Genomic DNA, 13,679 nt, shown 5'->3' with positions numbered 1-13,679 from the left:
AAAAGTGATTATGACTGAACTGACTATACCTGTAATCGGTATAATGAAATCTCCCTATAAAGAAAAATTTGGTATTCCACGTCAGCCTAATCTGGTGGAAGTGGAATCCTATATTGAAATGCAGGGGCCTTATAATGATCTGCTGGCTTTTGAGGGGATTGAGGAGTTTAGCCATTTATGGCTGCTCTGGCAGTTCCATGACAATAAAAATCAGGAAAACAGCAAGTTTCGTCCACAGGTACGTCCACCACGTTTAGGTGGCAACCAGAAAATAGGGGTGTTCGCGACACGTAGTATGTATCGTCCTTCGCCGATTGGTTTATCCGTGGTCAAACTGAAAGAAGTGAAAAAAGTCGGCAAAACAGTCCGTATTTATGTAACAGGCAGTGATCTTTTAGATGGTACTCCAATTGTCGATATTAAACCTTATATTCATTATTCCGATACTGTGACAGAAGCGCAAAGCGGTTATGCTCAGGAGGAGCCGGTACGCAAATATGTGGTTTGGTCGGAACAGGCAGAGCTGGAAAGAGAGCGGTTAGTCCAAACGAAAGGCCTTTCGGAACAAGTCATTCGGGAACTGGCAGAGGTTTTATCCCTTGATCCACGTCCAGCCTATCAGGAGGATCCGGAGCGAATTTATGGTATGCACTTTGCAGATTTCAATATCAAATTTATTGTAAATGAAACGTCTGTTCTGATTGTAGAGATTGAGTGATGGCTAAAGGGCTAGGGTACTTATACTTTCTGCTCAAATCATTCTAAAGTTTTAGCGTCCACCACAAAATTCCGATCAAAACTGCCATATGTAGAATCTGTACAGGTACAAAATACATCGCATATTTGAATCCGCCTGACAGGCCGGAATTTACAGATTTTGCTAAAGCATGGGCTGCAAGGCCTATGAGCAGGGCCTGAATTAGCCGTGTATTGCTCGGGTCACCCTGAATGACCACACTGGCCATGGCTGCATGAATCTCGAATAGTGAAGCCAGCAGGGTACCTGCCAGCAAGCCGGCATCGCCGAGTAAGAGTTCCAGCCCATAAATCGCAGCCTGAATCAGTGTCAAAGTGACTGCAATGATGACCGCTTCTTTCAAGCTAAACATCCGGCTATCTTCTTCTTTTTCACAATTTTCTGGCGGTTTGGCTTTACGCAGCAATAGAAATGCACAGGCAGCCAGAATGGCCATTGCCACTAAGGAAGGAAGCATAATAATTTTAAGCCAGCTAAAAGATACGCCTCCGACCACAATGAACAGCAGTACTAAAGTCGAGATACAGGACATGAGTGCGGCACCCGCATTGGATCGAGCATCCATCTCACCTTTACGGACCTGTAGGCCCAGTTGGGCTACTGTGGCTGTGCTGGAAACAAAACCAGAGGCAATCGAAGAAAGCATCAGGGCATTTTTTGTAGAAAGTAAACGTTTGGCAATATGCGCTAGCGCCTGTACCACCAAAATTAAAGTTAAGAGTTTCAGAATCAGGTAGGGATTAAGCACCTTGCCCCATAGCGGTGTATCGGGTGTCAAAGGTAAACCAATCAAGACCAATGCCAGTAACAGTAAACCATCCCGGAATTCAGCTTCAGTAATCCATTTTCCAGCAATGTTATGCATGGAATGTTTGGCCATCAGAATGACGGTAATGAGTACTGCAAGTCCGGCAGCCAGCGGAATATTCCATAGACAGATTGCCCCAATAAAATAGGCCATCACAAAAGCAAGTTCGGTGGTAATTCCAGGATCATCCGGCTGATTTCGGATAGAGGAAATGACCATGCCACCAATAATTAGTGCGCCCACCAGGCCAGTGATTATTCCGAATAAAAAACAGATAGCTCCCAATAGGGCGCAGATAGCAAAAGAACGTAAGCCTGCAAAGCTTGGCTGTTGCTCCCGCTGTTTATGCCGTTCTCGTTCCAGGCCTATCAATAAGCCACAGCCCAATGCTGAAGTCAGGATAGTGAGCAGTTCCTGAAAGGAGCTGTCATTCATGGGCACTGCGCTAAAATCCATATCCGGCCTCAGCTATGAATAAGTAATTATTTTCAAAGGTATCTCTAAAATATAGGCCATAAGCTAGAGGATGAACAAGAGAGAAATGTGAGAGATAAGCTAGGGCGAAAAGATTGGTAGCGCTAAAGATTGGCATTAGCTAGCAGAAACAGCCAGAAGACACAGCAGGAGAATGCGAAAAATAGCAAAAACTTGTTATAGTGAAGGCAAGTTTAGGGACCTATAACAATGAAATTTGACTTTGAAATTGATACCGCGTGGTGTCTGGAGCAACTTTTTAAAGACGGTAAGATCAGTGATAGAGACCGTATGCTGGTACAGACGACGCATCGTCAGCGTGAACAGCTGAAATGGCATCCTTTACAGTGGATTGCCAATTTTAATCTGGTCGACCGTTCTCATCCCCAAAGTACACTTACCCTAAACCGTTTATGTCAGTGGTTGTCAGAAAAAACAAATCTGCCATTTTATATTATTGATCCTTTAAAAGCCGATGTTCAGGCACTTACCGCAGTAATGTCGCAGGAGTACGCACTCCGTAACCGTATTCTCGCTGTTGAAATACAGCCAGACAAAATTCTGATTGCTACAGATCAGCCTTATAAAATGGAATGGGTGTCGAATCTACAGCAGAATATCAGCCCGCGCCGTATTGAACGGGTGCTACTGAATCCGGAACAGTTGCAGCGATATATTGTCGAGTATTATCAGGTTAGTCGCGCTGTCAGTGGATCACAAAAATCCTCGGCTTATGACCGTGAAAATAAGGGGGTAGAAGCACTTTTACAGCTCGGTGATTCGCAAAATCCAGATGCCAATGACCAGCATATTGTTAAACTGGTGGACTGGGTATTACAGTTTGCCTTTGAACAGGGTGCCAGTGATATTCATATGGAACCACGCAAAGATACCGGGAAAATCCGTTTCCGTATTGATGGCGTGCTGCATACCATTTATAAAATGCCAGCCAATACGCTTACTGCAGTGATTTCACGTATTAAAATTCTGGGCCGGATGAATGTGGCAGAAAAGCGCAAGCCACAGGATGGCCGTCTAAAAACCCGTACGCCTAAAGGGCAGGAAACGGAACTGCGTTTATCGACCTTACCCACCGCTTTTGGTGAAAAACTGGTAATGCGTATTTTCGATCCGGAGGTATTAGTACGCAGCTTCCAGCAACTGGGTTTTGAAGGGTATTTGCTGAATGAATGGAATACACTGACCAGTCATAGTCATGGCATCATTCTGGTGACTGGACCTACAGGCTCGGGTAAAACGACTACGCTGTATTCAACTTTAAAGCAGCTGGCGACTGAAGAGGTCAATGTCTGTACCATTGAAGATCCAATCGAGATGCTAGAGCCAAGCTTTAACCAGATGCAGGTAAATACCGGGATTGATCTGGGTTTTGCCGATGGTGTACGGGCATTAATGCGTCAGGATCCAGATATCATCATGGTCGGTGAGATTCGTGATCAGGATACTGCCAATATGGCGATTCAGGCAGCATTGACCGGTCACCTGGTTTTATCCACATTACATACCAATGATGCACCGTCGAGTTTAACCCGTCTGCATGATCTGGGTGTACAACCATTCCTGACTGCTGCAACGATTCTGGGTGTGTTGGCTCAGCGTCTGGTGCGTAAATTGTGTCCACACTGCAAAGTAGAAGGCTTTATGGATGAGCAGGAATGGCAGCATTTAGCAGCAGATTATCCATTGGCCCGTCCAGAATTTGTGTTCCGTCCAGTAGGTTGTGAGGAATGTCGTCATACGGGTTATAAAGGGCGTATAGGGATCTATGAATTTATGCCACTGAGTTTGGTAACCAAACAGCTGATTGGTGCAGATGCCAACTTGAACCAGTTACGTGTTCAGGCGAAAAAAGAAGGTGTAGAACCACTTAGAATTGCGGGTGCACGAAAAGTCATTGAAGGTGTCACCACGCTAGAGGAAGTACTACGTGTAGTGCCACTGAATTAACTTTTAAAACCCATTTTTGAAAATGAAGTTTTCTTAAGATTCAATTCATCTTTAGCTGTTTTAATAGCTTCATCGAAACAAGACAGCTTAAAAGGTACTGAATATGAAAAATATGACCAAAGCATTTGTAGCAGTGGCACTTATTGGCTCAGCAACAACTGTGACTATGGCAGAAAGTACAGTAAACCAAGGCGCTTTTGCCAAAACTGTATCGGTAAAACAAGCACTCACCATGAAAGATGACAGCAAGGTACAAATCAAAGGTCATGTGGTGAAGTCAGTAGGCGACGAAAAATATCAATTCCGTGACAACACAGGCAGCATCAATGTCGAAATTGATGATGAGTTATGGCAAGGCAAACCGATTTCTGCCAAAACACCAGTAACCATTATTGGTGAAGTAGATATCGATTACAAACCAGCGAAGCGTGTTGAAATCGATGTTGATGAAGTGCGTTTCAATTAAGGCATTGGCGATAGCTGAATGACCTGACTAGAGAAAACCACATGCAATATTACAAAAAGCATGTGGTTTTTTTTGTTTAAAATTCATGATTATATGTTGAAAATAAGGGAGAATTCAGCGTGCGTATTCTTTTGGCGGAAGATGATGCCTCACAGGCAGAAAGCATTCAGACCTGGCTGGAAATGGATGGCTATGTAATTGACTGGGTTGAGCGTGGGGACCATGCCATTCTGGCGCTTGAACAGCATCAGTATGACTGTGTGTTACTGGATCGTGGTTTACCGCGAGCCAGTGGAGATCAGATTCTGACGACGCTACGTAAACTGCAGAAAGATACGCCAGTTATTTTTATTACCGCTCGAGACAGTATTGATGACCGGGTAGAAGGACTTGATTTAGGTGCCAATGATTATCTGGTCAAACCTTTTAGCCTGGAAGAATTGTCTGCACGAATTCGTGCCCAGATCCGCTTGCAGCAAAAAAATCTGAGCCATGTGCTGACCTGGGAAGACCTGCAGCTGGATATACAGGCTAAAACTCTGACTAAAGCAGGTGAAGTGGTGAACTTAACGGCCAAAGAATTTCAGATTTTGCATAAATTGATGCAAAAGCCAGAGCATGTAGTGACCCGGGAACAGCTGGAAGAATCTCTCTATGCCTGGGGGGATGAAATTGAGAGTAATGCCATCGAGGTTTTTATTTATCAACTGCGCAAGAAAATTGGAAGTCAGATGATCAAGACCATACGTGGGCTGGGTTATCGTATGCATAAAGCTGAAGGGTAGATCAATCATGGCTCAGGTGATTTCACTGCAACACAAGCTGATCAAGAATGCTATGTATAGTTCCATTCTGGCGGGTTGTCTGGCCTGGTTGTTATTACTGGGCATTTCTGGCTATCAGTCTATGCAGATTCATGATGAACTGATGGAAGATATTGCGGAACTGTTACTTGGCGATGTGACTCAGTCCCAAGGTCACAATGTGGATGATATCAGTGAAGAGTTTGAGATCCAGTATCGACTTTGGCTGAATCAGGACCAGCTAACCACTTCCGAAAAGAACAATCTGTTGCAACATCAGTTACGTTATCAATCAGGCCTACATTTTTATTTTGAAGATGGACAGTTATTACGAACTTTGATAGCTGAAGATAATGGACTTAAAGTTCAGGTCATACAGCCAGTATCCATACGCTTTGAACAGATCTGGAATAGTATTCTGGGTTTTGGTTTAATCCTTCTAATATTGTGGCTGGTGAAATGGTTATTACTACATCTATTGATTAAGCGACAGTTAAAGCCGCTTAACCGGATTTCACAGGATATTGCCTCCAAATCCGCCCAGGATCTAAGTCCGGTTCAATCACCCGAACCGCAAATTGCTGAGCTACAACCCATTGTCAGTCAGTTAAACCGGATGCTGGCTCGGGTAGAGCAGTCCTTGAGTGCAGAACAGCGCTTTACTGCAGATGCTTCGCATGAACTACGCTCACCCTTATCAGCGATTCAAATGCGCCTGCAGGTGTTAAAACGCAAATATCAGACTCATGAGACATTGTCTCAGGATCTGGCGCAGATTCAGAAAGATGTCAGTCGCGGTACTCAGGTTCTGGAAAACCTCTTGTTACTAGCTCGACTGGACCCTGAACAAAATCATAACCTGCCACAACAAAAGTTGGATCTGCCTGAGCTTATTCAGGATGCTTTAAAAACACTCACGCCGTTTGTAGAAGAGAAACAGCTGGACCTAAAACTTGAGCTAAATCCTGCTGATATTTCAGGAAATGCCGAACTCATTTTCAGTTGCGTGCGAAACCTGATCGACAATGCCATCAAATATACGCCGTCTGCGGGTACAATTCTGATCCAGTGCCAGCATCAGGCGGATAAAACAGAAGTGGTGATTGAGAATTCAGGAGAGGGAATTTCTGAGGAAACTTTACAGCGACTGGGTGAGCGTTTTTATCGCGCTTTGGGCACTAAAACCCAAGGATCAGGTCTGGGATTATCCATCTGCCAGAAAATCATGCAATTGCATCATGGTGACATTCAATTTATGGCTTCTGATCTGGGCGGGTTAAAAGTCGTATTGCGTTTTTAGATCTAGAATCAAGAAACAGACCAAATAAGAAAAAAAGCAGTACGCGCTGATTCATACTGCTGATGACCACGTTTATTATTGTGTGAGTTATTTTATTTATTTAGTGAGAATGAGACGATTATTTCGGGTCAAGCGTAGGCGGTATTCTTCACCGGCATGCATGATGCGAATTTCGCGTCCGAGAGCAAACAGGTTATTTGAATGCAGCATTGGTAATGCATGATGAGCGTCATTGTTACGTGTAAACAGGCTAAAAGGTGCGTTCATTCCATCGACTCCGTGGTATGTGCTTGGATTGATTTAAATGATAATCATTATCGAATAGAGCTGTCAACGCCTAAATTTTTCAATTCCTAAAAAATCCGCTATCACTTACAATTTGTAATATTTCCAGCCAGTTTATCTTCGTATGTCCAAAGCAAATATTCATGTCGCGATTGCCTTGTTATTTCACCAAAATCAGGTTCTGGTTGGCTGGCGGGAAGCGAAACAGCATCAGGGAAATAAACATGAATTCCCTGGCGGCAAAGTAGAAGAAGGTGAAACACCGCTGCAAGCCTGCCGTCGTGAGATCCAGGAAGAAGTCGGTATTAATATCGAGCTTTGGCATCCTTTCGATTTTATTCGTCATGAATATGAAGATGTGATTGTGCATCTGCATTTATTCCATGCCAGTGTAGCTGAAGCACAGTTAGCCCAGATTCAGCAACCCTGGAAGTGGTATAGCCGCGAGCAGTTACAGCAGCTGAATTTTCCGAAAGCCAATGCAGTGATTTTAAAAAAACTGTTATGGCCACAGATGATTAAAATCAGCAGTGATCTGGCAGATCTGCATCAGCTCGACAAAGCGCAAATGCTGTATTGGCGAGTTGACGCCAACGCAGAACAGGCCGAGAAATTGGCAACCCTGCCGTTAGAAAAATTATCCCAATTGATTATTAATCATGACTTATATCTGCTGCTGGATGAACAACAGCAACAGAGTATTCAGACTTTACATCTTAAACAGGCACAGCTGAATCAACTAAGTACCAGTGATCTGGTTATAGGGAAACGCTATATTGCGGCGTGTCATGATCATGCGTCTACACAACGGGCAGAACAGCTGGGCTGTGAAGCAATTTTTCTGAGTCCTGTGCTTCCAACAGCGACTCATACAGAAGTAGAGCCACTGGGATGGATTACCTTTGAGAAGATTGCCAAACAGATTCAGATTCCTGTGTATGCACTTGGTGGAATCAACAAAGAAGATTTGAATCTGGCTCAATCCCATCATGCCTACGGGATCGCAGGCATTCGCGGGATATAAGTAAGTTAATTACTAAAAGTAATTATAGCTTAAAGAGCGCTCAATGCCTTCTGTGCTTTTTGAATGGTTTGTGGATTTTTCTGCAGCTGACCAGCTTTAAGAATTACCTGCCAGAGCTGCTTTTTCATAGCATTACTTTGGGCATAGCTAAGGCCGCGCTGCGCAAACGCTTGCGCATTGGCGGGTTTATTCTTGCGGTTCGCCAGCATCCCTAAATACAGATAGGTTTCAGGAGACTGTGGTGCCAGTCGCTGTGCCTGGGTAACATAGGTTTCAGCCTGATCAAACTTTTGTGCTTTATACGCTGTCTGAGTCTGCTGCATCAATGTCTTGAAAGCAGGTAACTGACGGCCATCATCAAACTGCTGTGGTTTAGGTTTCTGCTGCGGCACGACCACTTTTTGACGTTTGATTTCAGGATGATCATAAGGCGTAATCACTACACCATCAGATTTCTGCACCCGTGGTTTTTCAGGTGCAGGCTTGGCTGGAGCAGATGGTTCCTGCTGTATGGACTGACAGCCGACTAAAGCAACTAAAATTGAACCAATCAGGATTTTTTGAAACATATATCTCACTCAATTAGGGTGAATAACTACCGCTTGAGATGATACGTGTATCTTGTAAAGAATCACGTTGGTTTTCCGTTTCAGTTTCTTCAATCCAGATCCCAATTTCATCGCTTGGATCGTCAGAACCTTGAGGTTCTTCTGAATCAATCGTATGTGGGGCAGGGGCATAATGCGATGCGCCACAAGCAGTAGCCTGATTTGGCATGCTGTGACGAGTCAGTGGAATATACATGGCACCTTCACAGCCTTGAGCAGACAAATGACCTGTCGCGCGATCGACCCATTGCCATTGTACCTCACCTGGTTGATGCAGATTTACCGGCTTCTGGCGTAGCTGCTTCATGACACTGGTCCATACCGGTAGCGCACCAGATGATCCGGTCAAACCAGTAATCTTATTGTCATCCAGACCTAACCAGACCACAGCTAGGTAATTACCAGAATAGCCTGCGAACCATGAGTCACGGGTATCATTGGTCGTCCCTGATTTGCCAGCCAGACCAAGATTACGTGGCAGGGTACTATAAGCAGATTGACCGGTACCGCTGCTCATGACCTGCTGTAAACCATTGTTCAGGATATAGGCATAAGCCGGATCAATGGTTGGCTGAACCGTCAGGCCATAGCGATCGACCAGACGACCATTGGCATCCACCACGGAACGAATGGCTTTGACCGGATATTTAAAACCGCCAGTTGCAAAATTGCCATACAGACTCATCACTTCCATAGGTGACATATCTACCGCACCCAGATAAATGGAAGGGTAGGACGGAATATCAGAAGTCACACCAAATTTCTTCAGGTGATTGATAAAGGTTGACATACCGAATTCCTGCGCCAAACGTACCGCGGACAGGTTATAGGAATTTGCCAGTGCTTGAGACATTGGAACCACACCATGCGGGCGGCCACTATAGTTCTTGGGTGTCCAGGTCTTGCCATCAGTTTTAATACTTAGCTCGCTGTCTTCGATCGGGCTCCCCCAATGGTAACGGTTTGATTCAATTGCGGTCAGGTAAATCACAGGTTTTAATAACGAACCCACCTGACGCTTGGCATCCAAGGCACGGTTAAAGCCGGTAAAGTCCTGGGTCGAACCAACTGCAGCAACCAGTTCACCATTTTCTGGATGAGTGACCAGCACCGCACCTTGCAAATCTTTTAAACGTTTCGGATTTGATCTGCTTAAGTTCGCTACTGTATTTTTGAAGCTTTGCTGAATACGGGTCTGTGCCAATGGATCCAACGTGGTAAAGATGCGTAGGCCCTGATTAGTAATATCACCTTCCTGATATTCGGTACGCAGCTGACGACGCACAATATCCAAGAAGTCAGGAAAACGTGCTGGACCCAGGGTTGGTTTTGTAATGACATTGAGAGGGCGTGCCTTCTCGGTTTCATATTGCTCTTGGGTCAGATAACCCATAACCAGCATATTGTTCAGCACAATATCACGACGTCTTTTCGCCGTTTCAGGGTTACGCCATGGATTGTAGAGGGAAGGACCTTGTACCAGACCAACTAAAAATGCCTGTTGGGAAATATTTAATTCGCGCAACGGCAGACCAAAATAGAATTGGGAAGCCAGACCGTAACCATTAATAGAATAATTGCCATTCTGGCCCAGATTCACTTCATTTAAATAGGCTTCAAGGATTTCATCCTTGTCATAATGCAATTCAATCAACATCGCCATAAAGGCTTCATTGACTTTACGTTTTAACGTACGCTCTGGACTTAAATAGAAGTTTTTGACCAGCTGCTGGGTTAAAGTCGAGCCACCCTGACGTTTACCGCCGGTAATATTGCTGACCACTGCACGTGCAATCCCGCGTGGAGATACACCATGATGGTGGTAGAAATTACGGTCTTCGGTGGCGATCAGTGCTTCAATCAAAGATTTAGGTACTTTATTCAGCTTGATCAGTACCCGGTCTTCATTATGTTGGGGGTAAATCCCGCCAATTAATAAAGGTTCCAGACGGGCAATTCCGGACGTGGAGGGCTTGGTGGCACTTACGTCATTAATCTGTTCACCATTGAAGCTGACTTTTAAAATCTGCTCAGGCTCAACCCGGTCACCAAAGTCAAAACCACGGGTATGTACATATAAAGTATTACCAGAAGTCACATAACTGCCGGACTTGGTATAGCTTTCAGCACTCTTATATCCAAGCAGTTTGAGCTCTTCCTGAAGATCCTGTTGGCTGACAGGTGCATTGACATAGATTTCCATCGGACGTGCGAAGACTTTCGCAGGAATGTCCCAGCGCTGGCCTTCAAATTTGTCACGTACAATATTATCTAGACGAATCAGATAGATACTAAAGGCAACAAAAGCTGAAATGACCAAAACGGAAAAGATTAAGGCAATAAACCCCAAACCACGTTCATACTTCATAAATGATGATAAGCGTCTGTAAAATTCTGCTAATCATGCGAAGCTTTTAGGGAATTTGCAATATTTAAAGAGAAATTGGTTAAAAAATATCAATTAAAAAATACACTTAGTCTGCATAATATTATTTCTAACTTGCTCTACTTATACATAAAAACCAGGGAAAATTGTCAACGAGCCAGAGCTTAATGCTATTATAGGAGCGATTCGTAGCGGAGCGACGAGACTGGTGCTAATTTCACATAAGACATTCCGAAATATCGGGTTAGTAGGACGTCCTGATAAATCTTCAGTAGTTGAAACCTTATGTCTTATTCATGATCATTTGTTGAACGTGGGCCTGCATCCAGTGTTTGATGCAGATACCGCTGCGCTGGTACCTTATGAAAATACCCAGACAGTGAGCCGCGCCTTGCTTGGTGAGGTGGTCGATCTGGTCATTGTGGTTGGTGGTGATGGTTCATTGCTGCATGCTGCCCGGGCACTGGTCAAATATAATATTCCTGTCATCGGTGTGAACCGTGGCCGCTTGGGCTTCCTGACGGATATCAAGCCGACAGAAGTCATCTTCAAGCTGGATCAGGTCCTTAAAGGTGAATTCCAGCTTGAGCGACGTTTTCTGTTAGAACTGGAAATCCGGTCTAAAGGCGAAATTATCCATGATGCGATTGCCCTGAATGATGTCGTACTTCATTCCGGTAAATCCGTGCACATGATCGACTTTGAGCTGAATATTGATGGGCAATATGTCTATCGTCAGCATAGTGATGGTCTGATCGTGTCGACACCAACAGGCTCAACTGCCTATGCACTTTCTGGTGGTGGACCAATTGTACATCCAAGTATGGATGCGATTGTGCTGGTACCCATGCATCCGCATACCCTGTCATCCCGACCGATTGTGGTTGGAGGACATAGTGAAATTAAGCTGGTGATCCGTAAAAATCGCGTGATGCCAATGGTCAGCGCAGATGGACAGCACAGCATTTCTTTGAATGTGGGAGATACGGTTCACATTCGTAAACACCCATTTAAACTGCAACTTTTACATCCACCGGGTTATGATTTCTATATGGCGTGTCGGACCAAGCTCGGCTGGAACCAAGACTTTGATTATCAGAATCGGGATTAAATCATGAATATTGAACAAATGCTTTCTATGCTCAATCCTGAGATTGTAGACCGACTGCGTACTGCGATTGAAATTGGTAAATGGCCGAACGGTGTGGCATTGACGGAAGAGCAGCGTCAGACGTGTATGCAAGCCGTGTATGCCTGGGAAATTAAACATCTGCCTGAAACTGAACGTAGTGGTTATATCGACCGCGGTACCAAAGAAGAAGGTGAAGAATGTGATGATGATCATCACAAGAATGAACCGGAATTCAGACCCATTCGTTTCGTTTAATTGAAACCAAAAAGACCACAAACGTGGTCTTTTTAATGTCTGAAATAAATGATTTTGTTCAAACCGAAAGACGAGTATTCCAGAGTTCTTTAGCTTTCTGCATCGCTGCTTCATAGCTGTCACATTTGCCCATGGTATATAGCGCAATACCGATAGTTTCAACCACTGCGGTTTCGCCATACTCATGCGAACGTTGACCATCCCAGACTTCTTTAAATACAGCCAGATTCAGCTCTTCTTCAATCGGACTGCGATTGTCCGTCAGTTTAGGCAGTTCGTGTTCATACAGTTCGCCATTCTTGATACCACAAATTAAGGTTTTGGCATCAGGGTTACGTTCAAACTCGCCACCTTCACCTTTAATCACAGCACTATTTTGATAACCGAGCTGAAAAGCAGCGCGCTGGTGTGAACCACGATAAGCCGGATGGAAAATGGCCTGTAAAGTCGCTTTGGCATTGAATGGATTAATCAGGCGCGCCAATGTATGAATAGGAGAACGTAAACCCATAACATTTCGCAGTCCGATCAGCTCAGCCAGGATAGGTGAAATCACATCTAAAGGCAGATAAGCAAAATGTCTTTCTTGCAGCTGCTGTTCGACTTCAACCTCACTGTGGCAAATAGAATAGCCTAGGTATTCTAATACTTGCTCAGTATAAACCCGATTCAAAGTATGCCCAGCTGCACCATGCATGACAATATTATAGCCATGCTTGGCCAAGGTGAGGGCAGACAGGATAAACCATGGATAATGCTTGCGCTTGCCAGCATAAGATGACCAGTCCAAGTCTACATCTAGATCTTTAAAATTAAGCTGATCCCGGGTTGCCTGAACAAAACCTGCCAGTTCTTCGACGGATTCTTCTTTTACGCGCAGTAGCATCAGGAAGGCACCTAGCTGCACATCCAGCACCTCATTTTTCAGGATCATACTAAAAGCTTGATAGGCTTCATCATAACTGAGCGAGCGTGCACCATTCTTTCCTTTACCAATAATACGAATAAACTGGGCAAAAGGATGTTCAGCATCTTTATAAATATTTCGCTTTGTGGTCATAGAGATAGGTCAATCATGTTTATCAAGTATTGGCATATTTTACGCTGATATTGGTATTTCACCTTCTTATTTTGCAGAAGAATTATAGTTTTATAAGACTATAGTCTAAGGAATATTGATTATTATTTAGACAAATTTAACATTTTGGGTTAAACAAAAGTCTAAAAAGCGGTTAAAATTTCTCTTGATTTTTTGTGTTTGCTTCATCTCCTGATCAATACACTAACTTCTGCTGAAGAGCGGTGTTCCTGTAATTGTTAAACGTACATACACAATCTATTTTCGGTATCAGATTAATTTCTTGATACGTAAGCACTTTTTTGTTTAAGGCAATGAAGTATTGGATGCTTATT

At 44.0% G+C, this 13,679-nt stretch carries 13 protein-coding genes; 8 read left to right on the top strand and 5 right to left on the bottom strand.

Features of this window, described 5'->3' with window-relative positions:
* Positions 1 to 10 precede the first annotated feature (10 nt).
* Positions 11 to 718, top strand: coding sequence for a tRNA (N6-threonylcarbamoyladenosine(37)-N6)-methyltransferase TrmO (gene tsaA / locus F899_RS10610; protein WP_005222688.1), 708 nt, complete (start codon positions 11 to 13; stop codon positions 716 to 718).
* Between the two features lie 43 nt (positions 719 to 761).
* Here the strand turns inward: tsaA and F899_RS10605 are convergent, their stop codons facing one another.
* A complete protein-coding gene (locus F899_RS10605) occupies positions 762 to 2,021 on the bottom strand; it encodes an MgtC/SapB family protein (protein WP_005222687.1) in 1,260 nt (419 codons plus the stop codon).
* 228 nt (positions 2,022 to 2,249) lie between these two features.
* Here F899_RS10605 and F899_RS10600 point away from each other — a divergent pair, with 228 nt between their 5' ends.
* From F899_RS10600 to F899_RS10585, 4 genes are all read left to right on the top strand, one after another.
* Positions 2,250 to 4,007: a type IV pilus assembly ATPase TfpB gene (locus tag F899_RS10600; protein WP_005222686.1), complete on the top strand. Its 1,758-nt coding sequence runs from the start codon at positions 2,250 to 2,252 to the stop codon at positions 4,005 to 4,007.
* A gap of 103 nt (positions 4,008 to 4,110) precedes the next feature.
* A complete protein-coding gene (locus F899_RS10595) occupies positions 4,111 to 4,473 on the top strand; it encodes a NirD/YgiW/YdeI family stress tolerance protein (protein WP_005222685.1) in 363 nt (120 codons plus the stop codon).
* A gap of 119 nt (positions 4,474 to 4,592) precedes the next feature.
* The gene (locus tag F899_RS10590) at positions 4,593 to 5,258 is read left to right on the top strand and encodes a response regulator transcription factor (RefSeq protein WP_004892490.1); all 666 of its coding nucleotides are present in this window, start codon (positions 4,593 to 4,595) and stop codon (positions 5,256 to 5,258) included.
* Between the two features lie 7 nt (positions 5,259 to 5,265).
* Positions 5,266 to 6,576, top strand: a complete 1,311-nt coding sequence (locus F899_RS10585; protein ID WP_005222684.1) for a sensor histidine kinase — start codon at positions 5,266 to 5,268, stop codon at positions 6,574 to 6,576.
* Positions 6,577 to 6,672: 96 nt separating this feature from the next.
* On the opposite strand, the gene hemP is transcribed toward F899_RS10585, so the two are convergent.
* Complete coding sequence (gene hemP / locus F899_RS10580; RefSeq protein WP_004815360.1) at positions 6,673 to 6,843, bottom strand: hemin uptake protein HemP; 171 nt, start codon at positions 6,841 to 6,843, stop codon at positions 6,673 to 6,675.
* A gap of 142 nt (positions 6,844 to 6,985) precedes the next feature.
* On the opposite strand from hemP, the gene F899_RS10575 reads away from it, so the two are divergent.
* Positions 6,986 to 7,885 (top strand): thiamine phosphate synthase, encoded by a 900-nt coding sequence (locus F899_RS10575; protein ID WP_005222683.1) that lies wholly within the window; start codon positions 6,986 to 6,988, stop codon positions 7,883 to 7,885.
* Between the two features lie 29 nt (positions 7,886 to 7,914).
* On the opposite strand, the gene F899_RS10570 is transcribed toward F899_RS10575, so the two are convergent.
* Positions 7,915 to 8,454, bottom strand: a complete 540-nt coding sequence (locus F899_RS10570; protein WP_005222681.1) for a tetratricopeptide repeat protein — start codon at positions 8,452 to 8,454, stop codon at positions 7,915 to 7,917.
* Positions 8,455 to 8,467: 13 nt separating this feature from the next.
* A complete protein-coding gene (gene mrcB / locus F899_RS10565; protein ID WP_004815363.1) occupies positions 8,468 to 10,861 on the bottom strand; it encodes a penicillin-binding protein 1B in 2,394 nt (797 codons plus the stop codon).
* A 226-nt stretch (positions 10,862 to 11,087) separates the two neighbouring features.
* On the opposite strand from mrcB, the gene F899_RS10560 reads away from it, so the two are divergent.
* Both F899_RS10560 and F899_RS10555 read left to right on the top strand, forming a co-directional pair.
* Positions 11,088 to 11,990, top strand: a complete 903-nt coding sequence (locus F899_RS10560; protein ID WP_004815364.1) for an NAD(+) kinase — start codon at positions 11,088 to 11,090, stop codon at positions 11,988 to 11,990.
* 3 nt (positions 11,991 to 11,993) lie between these two features.
* Positions 11,994 to 12,266, top strand: a complete 273-nt coding sequence (locus F899_RS10555; protein ID WP_004815365.1) for a YeaC family protein — start codon at positions 11,994 to 11,996, stop codon at positions 12,264 to 12,266.
* A gap of 58 nt (positions 12,267 to 12,324) precedes the next feature.
* On the opposite strand, the gene F899_RS10550 is transcribed toward F899_RS10555, so the two are convergent.
* Positions 12,325 to 13,326: a glycosyl transferase family protein gene (locus F899_RS10550; RefSeq protein WP_005222670.1), complete on the bottom strand. Its 1,002-nt coding sequence runs from the start codon at positions 13,324 to 13,326 to the stop codon at positions 12,325 to 12,327.
* Positions 13,327 to 13,679: the final 353 nt, after the last annotated feature.

Origin of the sequence: Acinetobacter sp. CIP 101934 (genome assembly GCF_000369585.1) — a bacterium.
In the GTDB taxonomy this organism is placed as follows: Bacteria; Pseudomonadota; Gammaproteobacteria; order Pseudomonadales; family Moraxellaceae; genus Acinetobacter; species Acinetobacter schindleri.
The sequence above is the reverse complement of the archived record's forward strand: the minus strand, read 5'-3'. Positions and strand labels throughout refer to the sequence as shown.

Excerpts from the sequence above, each read along its gene's own strand:
- tsaA (WP_005222688.1), top strand. The coding sequence starts at position 11 with ATGACTGAACTGACTATACCTGTAATCGGTATAATGAAATCTCCCTAT.
- F899_RS10605 (WP_005222687.1), bottom strand. The coding sequence starts at position 2,021 with ATGGATTTTAGCGCAGTGCCCATGAATGACAGCTCCTTTCAGGAACTG.
- F899_RS10600 (WP_005222686.1), top strand. The coding sequence starts at position 2,250 with ATGAAATTTGACTTTGAAATTGATACCGCGTGGTGTCTGGAGCAACTT.
- F899_RS10595 (WP_005222685.1), top strand. The coding sequence starts at position 4,111 with ATGAAAAATATGACCAAAGCATTTGTAGCAGTGGCACTTATTGGCTCA.
- F899_RS10585 (WP_005222684.1), top strand. The coding sequence starts at position 5,266 with ATGGCTCAGGTGATTTCACTGCAACACAAGCTGATCAAGAATGCTATG.
- hemP (WP_004815360.1), bottom strand. The coding sequence starts at position 6,843 with ATGAACGCACCTTTTAGCCTGTTTACACGTAACAATGACGCTCATCAT.
- F899_RS10575 (WP_005222683.1), top strand. The coding sequence starts at position 6,986 with ATGTCCAAAGCAAATATTCATGTCGCGATTGCCTTGTTATTTCACCAA.
- F899_RS10570 (WP_005222681.1), bottom strand. The coding sequence starts at position 8,454 with ATGTTTCAAAAAATCCTGATTGGTTCAATTTTAGTTGCTTTAGTCGGC.
- mrcB (WP_004815363.1), bottom strand. The coding sequence starts at position 10,861 with ATGAAGTATGAACGTGGTTTGGGGTTTATTGCCTTAATCTTTTCCGTT.
- F899_RS10555 (WP_004815365.1), top strand. The coding sequence starts at position 11,994 with ATGAATATTGAACAAATGCTTTCTATGCTCAATCCTGAGATTGTAGAC.
- F899_RS10550 (WP_005222670.1), bottom strand. The coding sequence starts at position 13,326 with ATGACCACAAAGCGAAATATTTATAAAGATGCTGAACATCCTTTTGCC.